Annotated in this window: 18 protein-coding genes; 11 read left to right on the top strand and 7 right to left on the bottom strand. The window is 68.2% G+C overall.

Going from position 1 to position 21,618, the window contains the following annotated elements; genetic code table 11:
• Positions 1-17: 17 nt before the first annotated feature.
• The gene (locus LH62_RS16175; protein ID WP_043362967.1) at positions 18-1,403 is read right to left on the bottom strand and encodes an amidase; all 1,386 of its coding nucleotides are present in this window, start codon (positions 1,401-1,403) and stop codon (positions 18-20) included.
• A complete protein-coding gene (locus LH62_RS16170) occupies positions 1,400-1,594 on the bottom strand; it encodes a hypothetical protein (RefSeq protein ID WP_043362966.1) in 195 nt (64 codons plus the stop codon). The genes LH62_RS16175 and LH62_RS16170 overlap by 4 nt, the downstream gene beginning before the upstream one ends.
• Before the next feature lie 163 nt (positions 1,595-1,757).
• Between LH62_RS16170 and LH62_RS16165 the strand changes: the two genes are divergently transcribed.
• From LH62_RS16165 to LH62_RS16145, 5 genes are read left to right on the top strand one after another with little or no spacing between them, the layout of a single operon-like run.
• Entirely contained in the window at positions 1,758-3,428 is a 1,671-nt protein-coding gene (locus LH62_RS16165) for a thiamine pyrophosphate-requiring protein (protein ID WP_369796828.1), read from the top strand.
• Positions 3,429-3,462: 34 nt separating this feature from the next.
• Positions 3,463-4,512, top strand: coding sequence for an ABC transporter ATP-binding protein (locus LH62_RS16160; RefSeq protein WP_043362961.1), 1,050 nt, complete (start codon positions 3,463-3,465; stop codon positions 4,510-4,512).
• Between the two features lie 38 nt (positions 4,513-4,550).
• Positions 4,551-5,870 (top strand): ABC transporter substrate-binding protein, encoded by a 1,320-nt coding sequence (locus LH62_RS16155; RefSeq protein ID WP_236552562.1) that lies wholly within the window; start codon positions 4,551-4,553, stop codon positions 5,868-5,870.
• A 50-nt stretch (positions 5,871-5,920) separates the two neighbouring features.
• Positions 5,921-6,877, top strand: coding sequence for a carbohydrate ABC transporter permease (locus LH62_RS16150; RefSeq protein ID WP_043362957.1), 957 nt, complete (start codon positions 5,921-5,923; stop codon positions 6,875-6,877).
• Positions 6,870-7,778: a carbohydrate ABC transporter permease gene (locus LH62_RS16145; protein ID WP_043339814.1), complete on the top strand. Its 909-nt coding sequence runs from the start codon at positions 6,870-6,872 to the stop codon at positions 7,776-7,778. The genes LH62_RS16150 and LH62_RS16145 overlap by 8 nt, the downstream gene beginning before the upstream one ends.
• 4 nt (positions 7,779-7,782) lie before the next feature.
• On the opposite strand, the gene LH62_RS16140 is transcribed toward LH62_RS16145, so the two are convergent.
• Positions 7,783-8,544, bottom strand: coding sequence for an SDR family oxidoreductase (locus LH62_RS16140; protein WP_043362954.1), 762 nt, complete (start codon positions 8,542-8,544; stop codon positions 7,783-7,785).
• 104 nt (positions 8,545-8,648) lie between these two features.
• Here LH62_RS16140 and LH62_RS16135 point away from each other — a divergent pair, with 104 nt between their 5' ends.
• Genes LH62_RS16135 through LH62_RS16125 form a run of 3 tightly spaced genes read left to right on the top strand, consistent with a single transcriptional unit; the run spans position 8,649 to position 11,658 of the window.
• Positions 8,649-9,821, top strand: coding sequence for a mandelate racemase/muconate lactonizing enzyme family protein (locus LH62_RS16135; protein WP_043362952.1), 1,173 nt, complete (start codon positions 8,649-8,651; stop codon positions 9,819-9,821).
• Positions 9,822-9,834: 13 nt separating this feature from the next.
• Positions 9,835-10,878, top strand: a complete 1,044-nt coding sequence (locus tag LH62_RS16130; protein WP_043362950.1) for a C-terminal binding protein — start codon at positions 9,835-9,837, stop codon at positions 10,876-10,878.
• Positions 10,879-10,905: 27 nt separating this feature from the next.
• On the top strand, positions 10,906-11,658 hold the full coding sequence (locus tag LH62_RS16125) for an SDR family oxidoreductase (RefSeq protein WP_052214576.1): 753 nt from the start codon (positions 10,906-10,908) through the stop codon (positions 11,656-11,658).
• Between the two features lie 3 nt (positions 11,659-11,661).
• On the opposite strand, the gene LH62_RS28480 is transcribed toward LH62_RS16125, so the two are convergent.
• Positions 11,662-14,172 carry a response regulator gene (locus tag LH62_RS28480; RefSeq protein ID WP_052214575.1) on the bottom strand — a complete coding sequence of 837 codons (2,511 nt, stop codon included), beginning with the start codon at positions 14,170-14,172 and terminating at the stop codon, positions 11,662-11,664.
• 124 nt (positions 14,173-14,296) lie between these two features.
• Between LH62_RS28480 and LH62_RS16115 the strand changes: the two genes are divergently transcribed.
• Positions 14,297-15,121, top strand: a complete 825-nt coding sequence (locus tag LH62_RS16115; protein WP_052214574.1) for a transporter substrate-binding domain-containing protein — start codon at positions 14,297-14,299, stop codon at positions 15,119-15,121.
• On the opposite strand, the gene LH62_RS16110 is transcribed toward LH62_RS16115, so the two are convergent.
• The gene (locus LH62_RS16110; RefSeq protein ID WP_043362947.1) at positions 15,122-15,493 is read right to left on the bottom strand and encodes an Hpt domain-containing protein; all 372 of its coding nucleotides are present in this window, start codon (positions 15,491-15,493) and stop codon (positions 15,122-15,124) included.
• Positions 15,494-15,797: 304 nt separating this feature from the next.
• On the opposite strand from LH62_RS16110, the gene LH62_RS16105 reads away from it, so the two are divergent.
• Together LH62_RS16105 and LH62_RS16100 are read left to right on the top strand one after the other, a co-directional pair.
• Positions 15,798-17,012, top strand: coding sequence for an NADP-dependent isocitrate dehydrogenase (locus LH62_RS16105; RefSeq protein WP_043362945.1), 1,215 nt, complete (start codon positions 15,798-15,800; stop codon positions 17,010-17,012).
• A gap of 70 nt (positions 17,013-17,082) precedes the next feature.
• Positions 17,083-17,760, top strand: coding sequence for a DUF599 domain-containing protein (locus LH62_RS16100; RefSeq protein ID WP_043365952.1), 678 nt, complete (start codon positions 17,083-17,085; stop codon positions 17,758-17,760).
• A gap of 10 nt (positions 17,761-17,770) precedes the next feature.
• On the opposite strand, the gene alaS is transcribed toward LH62_RS16100, so the two are convergent.
• Both alaS and recA read right to left on the bottom strand, forming a co-directional pair.
• Complete coding sequence (gene alaS / locus LH62_RS16095; RefSeq protein ID WP_043362943.1) at positions 17,771-20,422, bottom strand: alanine--tRNA ligase; 2,652 nt, start codon at positions 20,420-20,422, stop codon at positions 17,771-17,773.
• Positions 20,423-20,519: 97 nt separating this feature from the next.
• Positions 20,520-21,575 (bottom strand): recombinase RecA, encoded by a 1,056-nt coding sequence (gene recA / locus LH62_RS16090; protein ID WP_043362941.1) that lies wholly within the window; start codon positions 21,573-21,575, stop codon positions 20,520-20,522.
• Positions 21,576-21,618 lie beyond the last annotated feature (43 nt).

Genomic DNA, 21,618 nt, shown 5'->3' with positions numbered 1-21,618 from the left:
CTCGCCTTCCGTCCGGCTCACGCAGCCATGGCGGGGCGTGTCGCGCGCCAGGCATGCGCCTTCTCGTAGGCGTCCGCGGCGCAGAACAGCAGCGGCTCGGCGAAGGGCTTCGCCACCAGCTGCATGGCGACCGGCAGCCTGCCCTCACCGAAGCCGGTCGGCACGGTGATGCCGGGCCAGCCGGTGACGTTGAAGGGGATGGTGAAGTTCGGCTTCTCGAGGAAAGCCCATTTCGGCACGGCCTCGATCCGCGGTGCCTCGCCCGGTTGGGCAGCCGTCAGCAGCAGGTCGCACTCCGCCGAGGCGGCCTCGGTGGCGGCGATCAAGGCCCGCCGCCGCTTCTGCGCCTGAAGGATGTCGGCGGCGGAAAGCAGTCCGCCGAGCACCAGCCGGTCCCGCAGCAGCTCGCCGTAGAGGTTGGGGTCCTGCCGCATCCAGCCCTCGTGGACGGCGAAGGCCTCGGCCAGCAGAATGATCCAGCCGCAGGCATTGAACTCGGCGAGCGAGGGCAGCGTGACGTCCCGCACCTCCGCCCCCTCGGCGCGAAAGAAGGCGGCGGCGCCCTCGATCCCGGCCAGCGTCGCCGGGCTCACGGGATGGTCCGTCTCATGGAAATGCCGGATGACGCCGACCCGCAGCCCCTTCACCCCCCGCCCGAGTTCGGCGCGGAAATCCGGCACCGGCCGGTTGGCGCTCGCCGGATCGGCCGGGTCATGGCCGGCCATCGCCTGGAGCAGGATGGCGCAGTCCTCCACCGTCCAGGCCATCGGCCCGGCATGGTCGAGGCTCTGCGCCAGCGGCAGGATGCCGGCGCGGGAGCAGAGGCCGTAGGTCGGCTTGATGCCGGTGATGCCGCAGAGCGCCGCCGGGCCGCGGATGGAGCCGCCGGTATCGGAGCCCGTGCCGCCCAGCACCATCCCCGCCGCGACGGCCGCGCCGGTGCCGGAGGATGAGCCGGCCGTGAAGTGATCCGGGTTCCAGGGGTTGCGCGCCGGCGGCCAGGGCAGGTCGAAGCTCGGCCCCCCGAAGGCGAATTCATGTGTCGCGAGCTTGCCGAAGGGGATCACGCCCGCCGCCGCCAGCTTCGCCACGGTGGTGGCATCCATGGCAGGGACATGCTCCTGCAGGACGCGGGAATGCGCCGTCGTCGGGATGCCGGCCGTGCCGTAGATGTCCTTGTGGGCGAAGGGGATGCCGTCCAGCGGTCCGCGTGGCCCCTCCTTCATGATGCGTGCCTCAGCCGTCCGGGCCACCGCCCGCGCCTCCTCCGGCATCAGGCGGATAAAGGCGTGCAGCTGGCCGTCCAGCCGCTCCGCCCGCGCCAGGCAGGCCTCGGTCAGTTCCACCGGGGAAAGCTTGCGAGCGGCAATCAGCGTGGCCGCTTCGGCGATGCTCGGGATCATCGGCCCGCCTCCGCCGAAAAGGTGGTCGCCGGCTCCTCCTCCGCCTTGGGCAACGGCGTGCGGATCAGCGCCTGCATCGCGGCCAGCCCCGGCAGCGCCGGCAGGATGCCCGCCTGTTGCGCCGGGCTGAGCGGAATGCCGGCCCGCGCGAGCATCGCTTCGAGTTCGGCCTCGGTGATCGGCTGCGGCATGCCCTCGCCCCCTGGACTGAATGTGACCGCCGCCGAGTATGACGTGATTCCCGGGCGCGGAAACCACCCCCGCGAAGCCCGGGAGGCGTGGTTGCGCATTCGCCCCGCCGGGGGTTAGGCTCCCTCCAAGGAAACGAATGCGGGGCCGGATGCCGGCGCCGCGATAAGGGCCGGGTGGCTCATATCAGGGGAGGACGACCCAATGAAGCTCGGCGACGCGATCGCAGAGATCATGAAGCGCGAGGGGATCGAGATCCTCACCGGCTATCCGGTGAACCATCTCATCGAGCACGCTGCCGCCCGCGACATCCGCCCCGTGATGGTCCGCCAGGAGCGCATCGGCCTCCACATGGCGGATGCCATCTCCCGCGTCACCTCCGGCCGCAAGCTCGGCGCCTTCTGCATGCAGCACGGGCCGGGCAGCGAGAATGCCTATGGCGGCGTCGCCCAGGCCTATGGCGAGTCTGTTCCCATCCTTGTCCTGCCGATGGGCTATCCGCGCCGCATCGCGCATGTCGACCCGAATTTCAACTCGACCGCGGCGATGCGCGGCATCACCAAGAGCGCCGAGCCGATCACCCTCGCCGCCGAGGTGCCGAACATCCTCCGCCGCGCCTTCACGCAGTTGCGCAACGGGCGCGGCGGCCCGGTGCTGGTCGAGATCCCGACCGACATGTGGAACGAGGAGGTGCCGGAGCCGCTCGACTATCAGCCGGTGATGGCCACGCGCTACGGTCCCGACCCGGCCGATGTGAAGCGCGCCGCGCGCATGCTGGCGAATGCGAAGCGCCCGGTGATCTATGCCGGCACCGGCGTCCACTGGGCCCAGGCTTGGCCGCAACTAAAGGCGCTGGTCGAGCTGCTGGCCGCGCCGGTGACGACGAGCCTCGGCGGCAAGTCCTCCTTCAACGAGGACCACCCGCTGAGCCTCGGCTCCGGCGGCCTCGCCATGCCGAAGCCCGTCCGCCACTTCCTCGACGCGGCCGACGTGATCCTCGGCATCGGCTGCTCCTTCACCGAGACCAATTTCGGTGTCCGCATGCCGCGCGGCCCGCGCATCATCCACGCGACGCTCGACCCGATGCACCTGAACAAGGATGTGCGGGCCGAGATCGGCCTGATCGGCGACGCCGCGCTGACCCTCGATGCCCTGCTCGCCGAGCTCTCGACCCTCGTTTCCTCGCCGCGCGACCCCGCCCCCGTCGCCGCCGAGATCCAGTCGATCCGCGAGCCCTGGCTCGCCGAATGGATGCCGAAGCTCACGCACAAGGACGCGCCGCTGAACCCCTACCGCGTCCTCTGGGACCTCCAGCACACCGTCGACCGCGACAACACCATCATCACCCATGACGCCGGCAGCCCGCGCGACCAGCTCTCGCCCTTCTGGAAGTCGACGACGCCCCTCTCCTATCTTGGCTGGGGCAAGACGACGCAGCTCGGCTACGGCCTCGGCCTGGCGATGGGCGCGAAGCTGGCGGCGCCGGAGAAGCTCTGCATCAATGTCTGGGGCGATGCCGCCATCGGCTTCACGGGCATGGATTTCGAGACCTGTGTGCGCGAGCGCATCCCGATCATGTCCGTCCTGCTCAATAATTTCTCCATGGCGATCGAGCTGAAGGTGATGCCGGTCAGCACGGAGAAGTACCGCAGCACCGACATCTCCGGCGACTATGCGGCGATGGCCCGGGCCTTCGGCGGCCATGGCGAGCGCATCACCGATCCTGCCGAGATCGTCCCCGCCATCCGGCGCGGCATCGAGAAGACGCAGCAAGGCATTCCCGTGCTGCTCGAGTTCATCACCTCGAAGGAGACGCAGGTCTCCCGCTTCGCCTGAACGATAAACAAGCCGCGTCCATCAGGGAGGACCAATGGCCAGCGTCGAGATCCGCAACGTCCGGAAAGCCTTCGGTCCCGTGCAGGTGCTGCATGGCGTCAATGTCGATATCGCGGATGGGGAATTCGTGGTGCTGGTCGGGCCCTCCGGCTGCGGCAAGTCCACCCTGCTGCGCATGCTGGCCGGGCTCGAGAACATCACCAGCGGGGAGATCGCCATCGGCCCGCGGGTGGTGAACAACGTGCCGCCGAAGGACCGGGACATCGCCATGGTGTTCCAGAACTACGCGCTCTATCCGCACATGACCGTCTTCGACAACATGGCCTTCTCGATGAAGCTGGCCAAGGCGCCTAAGGAGGTCATGGAGCAGGAGGTCGGCCGCGCCGCCAAGATCCTCGGCCTGGAGGCGCTGCTGCAACGATACCCGCGCCAGCTCTCTGGTGGCCAGCGGCAGCGCGTGGCCATGGGCCGCGCCATCGTCCGCAACCCGCAGGTCTTCCTCTTCGACGAGCCGCTTTCCAACCTCGACGCCAAGCTGCGCGTGCAGATGCGCGCCGAGATCAAGGAGCTGCACCAGCGCCTCCGCGTCACCACCGTCTACGTAACGCATGACCAGATCGAGGCCATGACCATGGCCGACAAGATTGTCGTGATGAATGGTGGCCATGTCGAGCAGGTCGGCCCGCCGCTCGAGCTCTACGACCGGCCGGCCAACCTTTTCGTTGCCGGCTTCATCGGCTCACCGGCGATGAACCTGGTGAAGGGCGGCCCGGCCGAGGGAGGTTTCCAAGCCGAAGGCGGTGCCGTGCTGCCGCTGCCGCAGAGCCTGCGCGGTGAGGCCGGCATCTACGGCATCCGCCCCGAGCACATCCAGCTCCGCGAGGACGGCATCCCGGCGACCGTCGTGCTGGTCGAGCCGACCGGCTCCGAGACGCAGGTCGTCGCCCGCATCGGCCAGACGCCGCTGACCTGCGCCTTCCGCGAGCGCGTCACCGCGCGCCCGGGCGAGACCATCCGCATCATGCCCGAGATGGGGCTGGTGCATCTCTTCGAGTCCGGCTCCGGCCGGCGGCTTGCCGCATAAGCAACAAGACAAAGGGGAAACCACAGGGAATGCACATCATGAACCGGCGCGCCGCGCTGAAGCTCGGCCTCTCCGCCGCCGCGCTCTCCGCCTTCCGCGCCTCCGCCCAGACGCCGATCCAGGCCGCCGACGCGCCGGAGCCGCGCCTCCAGATCGAGAGCGGCGCCACGCTCCGCATGCTGCGCCCCGTCCGCTTCGTCCAGCCGGATGAGGAGGTGTTCCGTGCCAATGCGGCGAAGTTCACCCAGAAGACCGGCGTGCAGGTCCGCGTCGACTTCGTCGGCTGGGAGGACATCACCCAGCAGACGGCCGTGACGGCCAATACCGGCGCCGGGCCGGACATGATCATCGGCTTCGGCGACGCGCCGCATATCTACCAGGACAAGCTGGTGGAGCTGAGCGACGTCGCCGAATATGCGGGCAAGCGCTATGGCGGCTGGCTGGCCCTCGCCGAGCGCTACGGCAAGAAGCACGGCACCAACTCCTGGATCGGCCTGCCCTTCGGGGCGACGGCCGGCCCGACTGTCTACCGCAAATCGGCCGTCAGCGCTGCCGGCTTCGACCGCATCCCGGACGACCATGCCGGCTATCTCGACCTCTGCAAGAAGCTGAAGGCGGCGAACAAGCCGGCCGGCTTCGCCCTCGGCAATGCGGTGGGCGACGGCAATGGCTTCGCCAACTGGCTGATCTGGTCGCATGGCGGCTTCCTCGTCGACGAGGAGGGCAAGGTCGCAATCAACAGCCGCGAGACGATCAACGCCCTCAACTACCTGAAGGAGCTGTACCCGACCTTTGTGCCGGGCACGCTGTCCTGGGGCGATATCAGCAACAACCGCGCCTATGCTGCGAGCGAGTGCTGGATGACGGCGAACGGCGTCTCGCTCTACTTCAGCATCAAGAACGACCCGGCGACGGCGCCCATCGCCCAGGATACCGAGCATCAGGAACTGCCGAAGGGCGTGTTGAGCGCCTCGCCCATGGCGGGGCTGACGCTGAACGCCATGGTCTTCAAGCACAGCCGCTACCCAAACGCTTCCAAGGCCTTCCTGCAATTCATGCTGGAGCGGGAGCAGTACGACCCCTGGCTGAATGCCAATCTCGGCTACTGGGCGCATCCGCTGGCGAATTACGACGCCAGCGCGGTCTGGACCAGCGACCCGAAGGTGGCGCTGTTCAGGAACACCATGCGCAGCACCTTCTACAACGGCTACAAGGGCCCGCTCTCCGAGGCGACGGGTGCCGCGACGGCCGACTACGTCATGGTGCAGATGTGCGCCGCCGTCGCCTCCGGCCAATCGACGCCCGAGGCCGCCGCGCGCGAAGCCGAGCGCCGCGCCCGCCGCTACTTCCGCCGCTGAGCCGCGCGGGCGGTGCCATCCCGGCGCCGCCCCCGACCGGGGAGCCACGCATGTCCGCCACCACCGCATCGGTCTGGACCAAGCCGCAGCAGCAAGCCAACTGGCTGGTCCGGCTGTTCGACTGGAAGCCCTTCCTCGCCTTCGCCTGCCTGCTACCGGCGGCCGGCCTGCTGCTGGTCTTCCTCACCTATCCCCTGGGCCTCGGCATCTGGCTCGCCTTCACCGACACGACCATCGGCCGCAGCGGCTACTGGGTGGGCCTCGAGAACTTCCAGTACCTATTGGAAGACCCTTTGTGGTGGAACGCTGTCTTCTACAGCGTCTTCTACACGGGCATTGCGACGATCGGGAAATTCGCCCTCGGCCTCTGGCTGGCGCTGCTGCTGAACAACCACCTGCCCTTCAAGTCGCTATTGCGGGCCATCATCCTGCTGCCCTGGATCGTGCCGACGGTGCTCTCCGCGATCGCCTTCTGGTGGATCTACGACCCGCAATTCTCGATCATCTCCTTCCTGCTGGTCGACAAGCTCGGCATCCTCGACAACTACATCGACTTCCTCGGCAGCGCCTGGCCGGCGCGCTTCTCGCTGATCGCGGCGAATATCTGGCGCGGCATTCCCTTCGTCGCCATCTCGCTGCTCGCCGGGCTGCAGACCATCTCGCCCTCGCTCTACGAGGCGGCGCTGCTCGACGGCTCCACCGGGTGGCAGCGCTTCCGCTACATCACCTTCCCGATGCTGATGCCGATCCTGGCGATCGTCATGACTTTCAGCATCATCTTCACCTTCACCGACTTCCAGCTGGTCTACGCCATCACCCGCGGCGGGCCGGTGAACTCAACCCACCTGCTGGCGACGCTGGCCTTCCAGCGCGGCATCCCCGGCGGGCAGCTTGGCGAAGGCGCGGCGATCGCCGTCTCGATGATCCCCTTCCTCGTCTTCGCAACCCTCTTCAGCTATTTCGGCCTCGCCCGGCGCAAGTGGCAGCAAGGAGAAGGCAATGACTGACGCCGCCGTTCTGCCCGAAGCGCAGCAGAGCAATGCCGCCACCGCCCAGCCCGAGGCCATGGCCTGGGACAACAAGGCGCGGCGGATGGTGACGATTTACCTGCCGCTCGCCTGCTTCCTCCTCATCCTGCTCTTTCCCTTCTATTGGATGACGGTGACGGCCTTCAAACCGAATGCCGAGCTGTTCGACTACAAGACCTACAATCCCTTCTGGATCGGCTCGCCGACGCTCGACCACATCAAGCACCTGCTGTTCAACACGGCCTATCCGCACTGGCTGGTGACGACGATGACCGTCGCGGTCTGCGCCACCTTCCTGTCGCTCTTCGCCTCGACGCTCGCGGCCTATGCGATCCAGCGGCTGCGCTTCAAGGGCAGCCAGTATGTCGGGCTGGCGATCTACCTCGCCTATCTCGTGCCGCCCTCCATCCTGTTCATTCCGCTGGCGACGATGGTCTTCCGCCTCGGCCTGTTCGACAGCCCGCTGGCGCTGATCCTCACCTACCCGACCTTCCTCGTGCCCTTCTGCACCTGGCTGCTGATCGGCTACTTCAAGTCGATCCCCTACGAGCTTGAGGAGTGCGCCCTGATCGACGGCGCGACCCGGCTGCAGATCCTCCGCCAGATCACCCTGCCGCTCGCCGTGCCGGGGCTGATCTCCGCCGGCATCTTCAGCTTCACGCTCTCCTGGAACGAGTTCATCTACGCCCTCGCCTTCATCCAGAGCAGCGAGAACAAGACCGTCCCGGTGGCGATCCTCACCGAACTGGTTTCCGGCGACGTCTACCAATGGGGCGCGCTGATGGCGGGCAGCCTGCTCGGCTCGCTGCCTGTCGCCATCTTCTATTCCTTCTTCGTCGACTACTACGTCTCGTCGCTGACGGGCGCGGTGAAGGAGTAAGCGCTCACAGCTTCCGACCCAGCGCCGCGACATAGCCGCGGTTATGGGTCGGGGTGAGCCAGACCTCGTTCATCGTCACATGCGGCGGCAGCGTCGCCACATAGAGCAGCAGCTCGGCGCAATCGGCGGGCTGCAGCATCTGGTTCAGCTCCTCCTGGCTCAGCGGGTTTGGCCGCTTCTTCAGGATCTCGGTGTTCACCTCGCCCGGGCAGAAGGCGGTGGAGCGGATGCCGTTGACGCATTCCTCCATGTTGAGGCTGTGGCTCATGGCGACGACACCATGCTTCGCCGCCGAGTAGCCGCCGCCGCTCATCACCCCGACATGCCGCCCGGCCATGGAGGCGGTATGAATCATCACCCCGCCGCCCTGCGCCCGCATGATCGGCAGCACCGCCCGTGCCACGTAGAAGGCGGAGGAAAGGTTGCCCTGGATCAGCTCGTCGATCCCTTCCGGCGTCAGCTTCGCCCAACTCCGCTCCACCACATTGAGCCCGGCATTGCTGACCAGCAGGTCGAGCCGACCGAATTCCTGCCCGATCCCATCGGCGACCCGCTGCACCTCCGCCGGCTTCATCAGGTCGGCCGGCCGTACATGCGCCGTGCCACCCGCCTCGCGGATGCGCCCGGCCACCGCCTCCAGCTTCTCCGCCCGGCGCCCGGTGATGACCGTCACGGCACCCTCCGCGGCAAAGCGTTCCGCCACCGCCTCGCCGATGCCGCTGCCCGCGCCGGTCACCCAGGCGATCTTCCCATCCAGCTTGCCCATCGCATCCTCCCTTGATGAAGGCAGGCTAACCCCGCCCCGGCGTCTTGTGGAGCCGCCGCCGCCATGCTTCGCTTGGCCGGAGGGATAAGGAAACGGAGGACGCGATGAAGATCGCCCGGGTCGAGACGCTGCGCGCGGATGCCGGATGGCGCCTGTTCTCCTTCCTCAAGGTCACGACGGATGACGGCCTCACCGGCTGGTCCGAATACAATGAGAGCTTCGGCAGCACCGGCCTCTCCGCCGTGATCGAGGGCCTCTCACCCCTCATCATCGGCCGTGATCCGTGCCGCTGGGAGGAGGTGACGGCCTGGCTGCACGTCATGACCCGCCAGTCGCGCGGTGGGCTGAACCAGCAGGCCATTGCCGCGATCGAGAACGCGTTGCTCGACATCGCCGCCCGCGCGCGGGGGATTTCCGTCGCCGCCCTCCTCGGCGGGCCGATCCGCGAGCGCATCCCCGTCTACTGGTCGCATTTCGGCAGTTACCGCGTGCGCAACGCGAAGCATATGGGCGTCCCCCCGCTCGCCGATTACGACGAGGTCGCCCGCCACGCCGCCGAGGTGAAGGCAATGGGCTTCCGCGGCCTCAAGACCAACATCCTGATCCCTGGGCCCGATGGGCTGCTCTACCAGTACTCCCCCGGCTTCGGCCGCCATGGCGGCTGGCCCGAGCTGAACTGGGACAACCGGACGCTGGCCCAGCTCAAGCACCACCTGCGCATCATCCGCGATGCCGTGGGCCCGGAGATGGGCATCCATCTCGACACCAATTTCCACTTCCGCACCGAAGGCTTCCAGCGCGTCGCGGAGGCGGTGGCGGAGTTCGACCTCACCTGGCTCGAGATCGACAGCCACGACGCCGCGGCCCTGGCGACGATCAAGCGCATGGCCCCCTGCCCCATCGCTTCCTGCGAGACGCTGCATGGCCGACGCGAATTCCGCCCCTTCCTCGAGCATTACGCCATGGATGTCGGCATCGTCGACGTCATCTGGAACGGCATCGCGGAATCGATGAAGATCGCCGCCATGTGCGACGTCTATGAGGTCAACTGCGCGCCGCACAACTTCTACGGCAACCTGTGCAGCATGATCAGCGCCACCTTCAGCGCCTGCATCCCCAATCTCCGCGTCATGGAGATCGACATCGACAGCGTCTCCTGGCGCGACGAATTCACGCCGCCGCCGGTGATCGAGAATGGCGAGCTGGTGATGCCGACGGGCCCCGGCTGGGGAGTCGAGGTGAACGAGGCCGCCATCCGCGCGCGGCCGCCGAAGTAAGAGGGACGAACCTATGAGCAAATACCGAATCGTCACGCCGGCCGGCGCCAGCTTCACCGTCGCCGGCGGCGGCTATGCGTTGGAGAGCGAAGCCCTGGACGGCCTCGACGCCGAGATCGTCGAAGCCCCGACCGACACCGCCGGCTTCATCGCCGCGGCCAAGGATGCCGACGCCATCTACGCCAAGGGCATCCCCATCACCAAGGAGATCATCGACGCGCTGCAAAGCTGCAAGGTCATCACCCTCGGCAGCGTCGGTGTCGACAGCGTTGACGTGAAGGCGGCGACGGCGCGCGGCATCCCCGTCACCAACATCCCCGACACCTTCATCGAGGAAGTCGCCGACCATGCGATGACCCTGCTCCTCGCCGGCTTCCGCCGCCTGATCGAGCAGGACAAAATGGTGCGCGACGGCCGCTGGAAGGAAGGCCGCCCGGCGCTGCTGAAAATTCCGCGCCTGATGGGCCAGACCCTCGGCTTCATCTCCTTCGGCCGCGTCGCGCGTGCCGTCGCCCGTCGGGCCGCGCCCTTCGGCCTCAGGATGATGGCCTACGACCCCTTCGTCGAGGAGATGCAGATCTCCGAGTACGGCGTCCAGCCCGCCACCCTCACCGAGGTCCTGAGCCAGTCCGACTTCGTCAGCATGCACGCCCCGGCGCGGCCCGAGGTGCATCACATGCTGAAGGAGCAGCATTTCCGCCTGATGAAGCCCTCGGCGATCTTCATCAACACCGGCCGCGGCCCGACCGTGCAGGAGGAGGCGCTGATCAAGGCGCTCCAGGAAGGCTGGATCGCCCATGCCGCCCTCGACGTGCTGGAGGTGGAGCCGCCCTCGCACAACAACCCGCTGCTCAGCATGGAGAACGTCACCCTGACGGCCCATGTCGCCAGCGCCAGCGCGCGCTTCGACGAGGCCCGCAAGCGCCGCGTCGGCAGCGAGTTGGCCCTCGTCCTCCAGGGCAAGTGGCCGATGAGTTGCGTCAACCCGGCGGTGCTCCAGAATACCCAGCTTCGCCGCTGGCAGCCCATCGGCATGGGCCGCGGCCCGAACAGCTAGGCCCGAATAGCTAGGAAAGACACAGCCATGACCACCCAATATGCCGTCGTCACCGGCGCCGGCTCCGGCGTCGGCCGCGCTGCGGCGCTCGCGCTGCTTGGCGGCGGCTGGACCGTCGCGCTCGCCGGCCGTCGCCGCGACGCGCTAGAGGAGACGGTCGGCCTCGCCGGCGACGCCGCCTCCCGCGCTATCCCCGTTCCGACGGATGTCGGCGACCCGCAATCGGTCAACGCCCTCTTTGAACGGCTGAAGTCCGACTGGGGCCGGCTCGACTTCCTCTTCAACAATGCCGGCGGCAACGTGCCCGCCGGGCCGATAGAGGATCTCGCCTATGAGGATTGGGCGCGCGTCGTCCAGGTGAACCTGACGGGCAGCTTCCTCTGCGCCCAGGCCGCCTTCCGCATCATGAAGCAGCAGCAGCCGATTGGCGGCCGCATCGTCAACAACGGCAGCATCAGCGCGCATGTGCCGCGGCCGGAAAGCGTTGCCTATACCTCGACCAAGCACGCCATCACCGGCCTCACCAAGACGCTGGCGCTCGACGGCCGCGCCTTCGACATCGTCAGCGGCCAGATCGACATCGGCAATGCCGCGACGCCGATGACCGCCCGCATGGCGAAGGGGGTGAAGCAGCCCAATGGCGAGATGAAGGTGGAGCCCACCTTCGACGTCGCCCATGTCGGCAGCACGATCCTGATGATGGCGAACCTGCCGCTGGATGCGAACATCCAGTTCGTCACCATCGCCGCGTCCAAGATGCCCTGGATCGCCCGCGGCTGACCCTCAGGCTGGCCGTGCCGGCTCGATGAGCCCCAGCATGGCCAGCAGCGTCGCCCGCTGCACCGGCTTGCCGAGATACTCGTCCATCCCGGCATCCCGGCATTGCTGCTCGAAGACCGGGCCGACGGCCGCCGTCAGCCCGATGATTTTGGTCCGCCGGTTCGGCCCAGTGCTGCGACGGATCTGCCGCGTCGCTTCCAGCCCATCCATCACCGGCATTTGCAGGTCCATCAGGATCACGTCGAACAGCTCGCGCCGTGCCGCCGCCACCGCCTCGGCCCCGTCCGGTGCCACCTCCACATCGCAACCGGCGCGCTGCAGGATGGTCCGCATGACGAGCTGGTTGGTGGCATTGTCCTCCACCAGCAACGCCTTCAGCCCCAGCGCTTCCGCGGCAAGGACCGCTACCGGGGCTGGCCGCGCCGTCTCCGCCCCGCCCAGCGCCTGCGCCAGCGCCTCGCGGAATCGCCCCGGCAGGGCCGGCTTCAGCAGCACCGCCTCCACCAGCCCGGGCGGCGGCGGGTCGCGCAGCGCCTCGCCGGCGCTGGCGCAGAGGATGATCGCCAGCCGCGCCTCGCCCGCCGCAGCCCGGATGCGCCGCGCCAACTCCTGCCCCTCCTCGCCCGGCAGATCGGCATCCACCACCACGGCCGCGAAGGGCCGGCCGGCGGCGCGCCCTTCCTCCAGCGCGGCCAGCGCCGCCTGCCCCGTCTCCACGGCGGCGGATTCGGCACCGAGGACCATCAGCTGCCGCGTCAGGATTTCGCGGTTGAGCGCCAGGTCATCGACTACCAGCACCCGCTTGCCGGCGAGCGGCCGCGACTCCCGCGCCTCCCCCGTCTGCTCCGGCGCCATGCCCACCAGCAGGTCGAAGCGGAAGACGCTGCCCCCGCCCGGCCGTTGCGCCGCGCCGATGCTGCCCCCCATCCCCTCCACCAGCTTGCGGCAGATGGCCAGCCCCAGCCCCGTCCCGCCGTATTTCCGGCTGATCGAGGCATCCGCCTGGGTGAAGCGCTCGAAGAGCAGCGGAATCGTCTCCGGGTCCAGCCCGATCCCGGTATCGCTGACCCGGCAGGAGAGCCGCCACCCCTCTTCCTCCCGCTCCGCCGAGAGCCCCAGCTCGATCCAGCCGGATTCGGTGAATTTCACCGCATTGCCGACCAGGTTGAACAGCAGCTGGCGGAACCGGCCGGGGTCTCCCACCACCCGCGCCGGCATGCTGGGCGAGAGCGAGCAAACCAGCTCCACCCCATTGGCCGCAGCCTTCGGCGCGAAGAGTTCGACGATGGTGGACAGCTCTGTCTCGATGGCGAAGGGCACCTCCTCGCGCTCCATCATCCCCGCCTCGAGCTTCGAGAAGTCGAGGATGTCGTTCAGCACCATCAGCAGGTGTTCGGCCGAGCCGGCGATGGTCTGCGCGTAGCGCCGCTGCACCGGGTCGAGCTCCGTATCCAGCAGCAGGCCGGACATGCCGATGACGCCGTTCATCGGCGTGCGGATCTCATGGCTCATGGCGGCGAGGAAGTCCTCCTTCGCCCGGCTGGCGGCGACGGCCTCCTGCTCGCTCCGCGCCAACCGGCTGCCTTGGCGCTGCAGCTTCTCGGCCAGCCGAACCATCATCCAGAGCGCCGCCAGCGTGGCGACCGCCGCCGCCCCCACGCCGCCACCGAGCACCAGCCCGAGCTGGCGCAGCGCCGCGAAGGCGTCCGACCGGGCGCGGGCCACCTCGACGACGAAGCTGCCCTGCCGCGTCACCGCGAAGCTGGCGATTACCGGCTTGCCGTCCTGGTCCAGCCCCTGGAAGGTGCCGAGCTCCCGCCGCGGCAGGAAGTCGCGGAACAGCCAGGCGCTGGAATGGAGCTGCCCGACGCCCTGGGTGCTGCCATCCGAGCGGGTGAGGAGCTGCCCGCTGGTCGAGTGCAGCCGCACGGTGACGCCGAAGGCCTCGGCATAGCGGCGCGAGACGCCGTTGAAGTAGTCGGGGTTCAGCAGCGCGACAGCCGCCCCTTCGAATTCCCCGCGTGGCGAGCGCAGCGCCCGGGCGAGCGGGATGGTCCAAAGCCGGCTCTCGAGGAGCGCCGCGCTGCCGGTGCCGAGATAGCGCCCTGCCTCCGGCGCCCCGAGGCGGATCGGCTGGCCGCCGAAGCGCAGCACGCGGAACCACTCGCGCTCGCCGACCGTCAATTCGCGCAGGGAATCGACCGTCGCCTGGGTTACCCGCCCGGCGGCATCGGTCACCACCAGGGCACGGATCTGCGCCAGGTCGCGCAGCCGGTTCGCCATGGTCTCGGCAAAGACCGCCGGACCTGGCTCACGCGGGTTCTCCGCCAGGTCGTTGAGAATCAGCTCCACGGTCTGGGTCGCGCGGGTGAGTTGGTCGGACAGTGCGGCAGCGACGCTCTGCGTCAGCTTCTCGGCCTCGGTCAACGCATCCTGCTGGCCCCGCCGGAGGACGATGCCGTAAATCACCACCAGGCAGGCGGCGACCAGGGCCACCGCCGCACCGAACAGCAACCACGGCCGCGGCTCCGCCGGCTTGGGAGCGCCAAGACGAAGGGACCGGCGGATGAAGGCGTCCAATTTTGCAAAAGGGTGCATTGCCGCATCCCTTATTGCACCATTGGTATGGTTTATCGAGATGAATGCAGCCCTCGGCCAGGCAGCGAACCGCCCGGCCGCCCGTCCGCCCGTGGCGGCCCCCCAGGCCCCTCCCGCCTGGCCGGCCGAGCCGCCGGCCGCGCCCGACCGTCTCTCCCTCATCCGCAGCCGGGGCGAACTCGCCATCTGCATCTGGCCCGACTACTTCGCCATCAGCTACCGCAACCCGCGCAACAGCGAGCTGGAAGGGCTCGACATCGACATGGCGCGGGCGCTCGCCAACCGCCTGCTGGTCCAGCCGCGCTTCATCGAGACGAATTTCGCCGAGTTCATGGACAAGATCGAGGCCGGCGCCTGCGACATCGCCATGATGGGCGTCGGCATTTCCGCCGCCCGGCAGCAGCGCGTTGCCTTCTCCAAGCCCTACATGACCAGCGCCGTCCATGCGGTGACGACGCGGGAAAGCAACCGCATCACCCGCTGGGAGGATATCGACGCGGTCGGCACGGTGGTCGCCGTCGCCGCCGGCACGTTGATGGAGCCGCTGATGCGCCGCAGCCTCAAGGCGGCCGAGCTGCTCGTCGTCCGCCCGCCCCGCACTCGCGAGTCGGAGGTCCAGGCAGGCCGCGCCGACGTCTTCATGAGCGACTTCGCCTATACCCGCCGCATGGTATCAGTGCATGACTGGGCGCGGGTGATCGAGCCGCCGGACCGCTTCGGCGAGGCGCTCTACGCCTATGCCGTGCCGCGGGGGGATGCGCCCTGGCTGGCCGAGGTGAACGGCTTCCTCACCATCGCCAAGGTTGACGGCACCTTAGCCCGCGCCGGCGCGCGGCACGGGCTGAGCGCAGCGCTAGTCTATTGATCAACCCTGGCCAAGGGCCGCCAGGGCCTTCGCCACCTCGCCCGGCAACCGGCCGAGGGCGCCATGCAGCCCGCCTAAATCTTGCTGCCGCGCGGCCATTTCCACCGTCAACAAATCCTCGGCGAGCACGCCAAGGCCGAAATTGGCGGCGACGCCGCGCAGCGCATGGGCTTCGGACAGCAGGGTGCGGAAATCCCCGGCTGCCGCGGCCGCCTGGATGCGCGGATGACGCTCCCGCAACTCCTCGGCGCAGAGCCCGGCCAGGACGGGGCCGTAGAGGGCGGCGAGCGAGGCTTGGTTGTTTGGCATGGCGGCGACCTCCCGGCCGGGCTGGAAGGCGATTGTGCTGCGGCCCTGGCTTTGATCAAGCATGCGGCGTACCCTCAGCCAGAGGATCAGGCCGGACGCCGGCCCTTGGAACAGCCGAAGCGGGCCCGGGTTTTCACCGGACCAACAGAAGCAGGAGCATTCTACCGCCCCGCGACGTCTCTGCGGCCTTCGACACGTCAGGCGCGACTAAACACGAAACCGCCACTACCATCAAGTGTGTCGTTCTCGAACCAAACACGCCGGCTTCCGATGGGCTTGCCCGCGACCGGGCCGGGTGCGATGTTCCCGCCGCCCCAACCCCCGCGGCGCCCCGGGCGCCCCATGCGGGAGACCATCGAGGACAGGCATGGCAAAGATCCAGGTAAAGACCCCCGTCGTCGAGCTCGACGGCGACGAGATGACCCGCATCATCTGGGGGTTCATCAAGGAGAAGCTGATCCTCCCCTACCTGGACGTGGATCTGAAGTACTACGACCTCGGCATCGAGTACCGCGACCAGACCGACGACCAGGTGACGGTCGACGCCGCCAACGCCATCAAACAGTACGGCGTCGGCGTGAAGTGCGCGACCATCACCCCGGACGAGGCACGCGTCGCCGAGTTCGGCCTCAAGAAGATGTGGAAGTCGCCGAACGGCACCATCCGCAACATCCTCGACGGCACCATCTTCCGCGAGCCGATCATCTGCTCCAACGTGCCGCGCCTGGTGCCGCACTGGTCGAAGCCGATCGTTGTCGGCCGCCATGCCTATGGCGACATCTACCGCTCGGTCGAGATGAAGGTGCCGGGCGCCGGCAAGGTGACGATGACCTTCACGCCCGAGGGCGGCCAGCCGCAGGAGATCGGCGAGTTCGTCATGCCGGCCAATGGCGGCGTGGCCATGATGATCCACAACCTGAACAAGTCGATCGAGGGCTTCGCCCGCGCCAGCTTCAACTACGGCCTGGCGCGCAACTATTCGGTCTACTTCAGCCACAAGAACACGATCCTCAAGGCCTATGACGGCAACTTCAAGGACATCTTCCGCGGCATCTACGACGCCGAGTTCAAGGCGGAGTTCGAGAAGCGCGGCCTGACCTACGAGGACCGGCTGATCGACGACATGGTCGCCTCCGCGCTCAAGTGGGAAGGTGGCTATATCTGGGCCTGCAAGAACTACGACGGCGACGTGCAGTCCGACATCGTGGCCCAGGGCTTCGGCTCGCTTGGCCTGATGACCTCCGTGCTGCTCTCGCCCGACGGCAACACCGTCGAGTCCGAGGCCGCCCACGGCACGGTGACGCGCCACTACCGCGAGCACCAGAAGGGCCGCGAAACCAGCACCAACCCGATCGCCTCGATCTTCGCCTGGACCCGTGGACTCGCCTACCGCGGCAAGTTCGACAACACGCCGGACGTCACGGCCTTCGCCGAGACGCTGGAGAAGGTCTGCATCCAGACCGTCGAGAGCGGCTCCATGACCAAGGACCTTGCCATTCTCATCGGTAAGGACCAGCCCTATCTGAGCACCCAGGCCTTCCTCTCGAAGCTCGACGAGAACCTGAAGAAGGCGATGGGCTGAGCCCAGCCGCTGCCACGGAAGGAGGGCGGGCCCGCAACGGCCCGCCCTTTTTTTGCGCTATACCGGCCGCATGCATTCACTGACCCTGCTCGACTGGCTGGCCTTCGGCGTCTTCGCCGCCAGCTGGGCCATCTACTCCACACTGGTGGACCGCCACCCGGCGCTCCGCCGGCGCAGCGTCATCGCGGCGATGGACGAGCACCGCCGGCGCTGGATGCGCGTGATGGCGACGCGGGACAACCGCATCATGGATACGAACATCGTCGGCAACCTGATGAACAGCACCAGCTTCCTCGCCAACACCGCCATCTTCATCCTGGGCGGCCTCGTGGCGATGCTGGGCAGCCCAGAGCTTGGCGCCCGGGTCTTCGGCGCCCTGCCCTTCGCCACCGCGCCCGACCCGGCAGCCTGGGAGATGAAGATCGCCCTGCTGCTGCTGATCTTCGTCCGCGCCTTCTTCGAGCTGACCTGGGCGCTCCGGCAGTTCAATTACTGCTCGATCGTCATGGGCGGCATCTCGCAGGACCCGCAGGACCCCGGCCAGGCGCACCACGCCGAGATGGCCGCCAAGGTCGCCAACCGCGCCGCCGGCCACTTCAACAGCGGGCTGCGTGCCTACTATTTCGGCCTGGCGGCGCTGGCCTGGATCCTCCACCCGCTGGCGTTGATCCTGGCCAGCCTCCTGGTCATGCGCGAGCTCTACCGCCGCGAATTCCGCTCCGTAGTCCGCGAGGCCCTGCGCAGCTGAGCGGTGCCGGTCAGGCGGCCACGAGCGCCGCCCTGACGGCCTCCAGAGCCGCATCGGCCAGCGCCGCATCCGGCCCGCCCGCCTGCGCCATCTCTGGCCGGCCGCCGCCGCCCTTGCCGCCCGCCGCCGCGCTCGCCGCACGCACCAGGGCGACAGCGTCCGCCTTGCCCCGCGCCGCCTCGCCGAGCCCGACGACGATGCTCGCCTTGCCCTCCGCGGTGGAGACCAGCGCCGCCACATCCGCCGTGCCGCCCTTGAGAATGGCCTCCGCCACGCCCTTCAGGTCGCGCGCCGGGATGTCGCCAAGATTGCGCAGCGCCACGCGAAGCCCGCCGATGCTCTCCGCCTCCGCCGCCGCGCCACCCGTCGCCAGCTTCTTCCGCAGCTCGCTGACCTCGCGTTCCAGCCGCCGCCGCTCCTCGACCAGGGCCGCGACCCGGGCCGGCACCTCGGCCGGGGCCACGCGCAGCGCCTGCGCCGTCTCGGTCAACTGCCGCGCCTGATCCTCGACGAGCGCCAGCGCCGCCTCGCCCGTCACGGCCTCGACCCGCCGCACGCCGGCCGAAACTGCGCCCTCGGAAACAATCTTGAACAAGCCAATATCGCCCGTCCGCCGCACATGTGTGCCGCCACACAGCTCAAGCGAATAGACGCCCTGCTTCTCGGTGGCCGCCGGATCATGCCCCATGCCGACGACCCGCACCTCGTCGCCATACTTCTCGCCGAACAGCGCCATGGCCCCGACGCCGACCGCCTGCTCCGGCGTCATCAACCGCGTCGTCACTTCGGCATTCTCGCGGATGCGGGAATTCACCTCCGCCTCGGCCCAGGCGATGTCCTCCGCCGTCATCGGCGTCGGCTGGGAGACGTCGAAACGCAGCCGGTCCGGCGCATTGAGCGAGCCCTTCTGCGCCACATGACTGCCGAGCCGCCGCCGCAGCGCCTCATGCAGCAGGTGCGTCGCGCTGTGATGCGCGCGGATCGCCCCCCGCCGCCCATGATCGACCTCCGCCAGCACCGCCAGCCCCGCCCGCGCCTCACCATGCGCGACGGTGCCGTAATGGACGAAGAAGTCGCCGAGCTTCTTCTGCGTATCCCGCACCACGATCCGGCAGGCCTCGCCCGCCGAGATCAGCCCGGCATCGCCCACCTGCCCGCCGCTCTCGGCATAGAAGGGCGTCTGGTTCAGCACCACGGCGACCTCCGCCCCCGGCCCGGCACTCTCGACGGCCTTGCCATCCGCGATGACGGCCAGGATCTCGCCCTCGGCGGACTCCGTGCTGTAGCCGAGGAACTCGCTCGCCCCAACCCGCTCCTTGATGTCGAACCAGACGGCATCCGTCGCCGCCTCGCCGCTGCCGGCCCAGGCCGCCCGTGCCCGCCGGCGCTGCTCCGCCATCGCCGCCTCGAAGCCGGCGACATCGACGCCGCGCCCCTCCGCCCGCAGCGCATCCTGCGTCAGGTCGAGCGGGAAGCCGTAGGTGTCATACAGCCGGAACGCCACCTCGCCCGACAGCACGCCGCCCTCGCCGAGCTTGCCGCTCTCATCGGCCAGAAGGCCGAGCCCGCGCTCAAGCAGGTTGCGGAAGCGCGTCTCCTCCAGCTTGAAGGTCTCAGTGACCAGCGCCTCGGCCCGCACGATTTCCGGATAGGCCGCGCCCATCTGCCGGATCAGCGCCGGCACGAGCTGGTTCAGCAGCGGCTCCCGCGAGCCCATCATATGCGCATGCCGCATCGCCCGTCGCAGGATGCGCCGCAGCACATAGCCTCGCCCCTCGTTGGAGGGCATGACGCCATCGGCCATCAGAAAGGTGCCGGCCCGCAGATGGTCCGCAACCACGCGATGGCTGGTCTTCCACCGGCCGTCAGGGTTTTGGCCGGTCGCCTCGGCCGAGGCGAGGATCAGTGCCCGGAGCGTATCCGTATCATAATTGTCGTGCTTGCCCTGGAGGATCGCGGCAAACCGTTCCAACCCCATGCCGGTATCGATCGAGGGCCGCGGCAGCGGCACGCGGGTGCCGGGCGGTCCCTCCTCGAACTGCATGAACACGAGATTCCAGATCTCGATGAACCGGTCGCCATCCTCGTCCGGCGAGCCCGGCGGTCCGCCCGGGATATGCTCCCCATGGTCATAGAAGATCTCGGAGCACGGCCCGCAGGGCCCCGTATCCCCCATGCGCCAGAAATTGTCGCTGGTCGGGATACGGATGATCCGGCTGTCCGGCAGCCCGGCGATCTTCTTCCAATAGACCGGCGCCTGCTCATCCTCGGAAAAGACCGTGACCAGCAACTTGTCCTTCGGCAGGCCGAAGTCCCGGGTCAGCAGTTCCCAGGCATGGGCGATCGCCTGTTCCTTGAAATAGTCGCCGAAGGAGAAATTCCCCAGCATCTCGAAGAAGGTATGGTGCCGGGCCGTATAGCCGACATTGTCCAGGTCGTTGTGCTTGCCGCCCGCGCGGACGCATTTCTGCGCCGTCGTCGCCCGGCTGTAGGGTCGTTTCTCCTGCCCCGTGAAGACATTCTTGAACTGCACCATGCCGCTGTTGGCGAACATCAGCGTCGGGTCGTTCCGCGGCACCAGAGGCGAGCTTTCGACCACCTGATGCCCGTTGCGGCCGAAATAGCCGAGGAAGGTCGCGCGGATATCGTTGCTGCTGGTCATCGCCGGTGCCGGTCCTGTCTTCCGCCCCGCCGCATCCCGGCCGCGGGGCCTCGACGCCTCCTACCGCGCAGGGCAGGAGGCGTCGAGAGGCGCCGGCTTACTCGGCCGGCGCCGCCTCGTCCTCGCTCTCGGCCGACTCGCTTTCGCCCGTCAGCATGGCATTGGCGACGATGCCGGCCTGCGCCCGCACCTTGGCCTCGATGCCGGCGCCCATGGCCGGGTTGTCGCGGAGGAACTGCTTGGCATTCTCCCGCCCCTGGCCGATCCGCTGGCCCTCGGCGCTGAACCAGGCGCCCGACTTCTCGACCACGCCGGCCTTCACGCCGAGATCAACCAGCTCGCCGACCTTGGAGATCCCCTCGCCATACATGATGTCGAACTCGACCTGCCGGAACGGCGGCGCCATCTTGTTCTTCACCACCTTCACCCGGGTCTGGTTGCCGACCACGCTCTCCCGGTCCTTGATGGCGCCGATGCGGCGGATTTCCATGCGGATCGAGGCATAGAATTTCAGCGCGTTGCCGCCCGTCGTCGTCTCCGGGTTGCCGAACATGACGCCGATCTTGAGCCGGATCTGGTTCAGGAAGATCAGCAGGCAGTTCGAGCGGGAGACGGTGCCCGTCAGCTTGCGCAGCGCCTGGGACATGAGCCGGGCATGCAGGCCGACATGGCTGTCGCCCATCTCGCCCTCGAGCTCCGCCCGCGGCACCAGCGCGGCCACGCTGTCGACCACCAGCACGTCGATCGCGCCGGAGCGCACCAGCGTGTCGCAGATCTCGAGCGCCTGCTCGCCGGCATCCGGCTGGCTGATCAGCAGGTTGTCGATATCGACGCCGAGCTTCTTTGCATAGCCCGGATCGAGTGCATGCTCGGCATCGATGAAGGCGCAAGTGCCGCCCTTTTTCTGGGCCTCGGCGATCATGTGCAGCGCGAGCGTAGTCTTGCCCGAGCTTTCCGGCCCATAGATCTCGATGATGCGGCCCTTCGGCACACCGCCGATGCCGAGCGCGATGTCGAGGCCAAGCGAGCCCGTCGAGATCACCTCGATCTCACCGTCCAGCGCCTGGCGGGCGCCCATCTTCATGATGGACCCCTTGCCGAAGGCCCGTTCGATCTGGCTGAGCGCGGCGTCGAGCGCCTTTCCCTTATCCATCCTGGCTATCCCGTCCTGGCCCCGTTCACCCGCCCAAACTACA

The sequence above is a fragment of the Belnapia sp. F-4-1 genome (assembly GCF_000802185.1).
Taxonomy (GTDB): domain Bacteria; phylum Pseudomonadota; class Alphaproteobacteria; order Acetobacterales; family Acetobacteraceae; genus Belnapia.
Note: the sequence above shows the minus strand (reverse complement) of the source record. Positions and strands in the feature narration are given on the sequence as shown.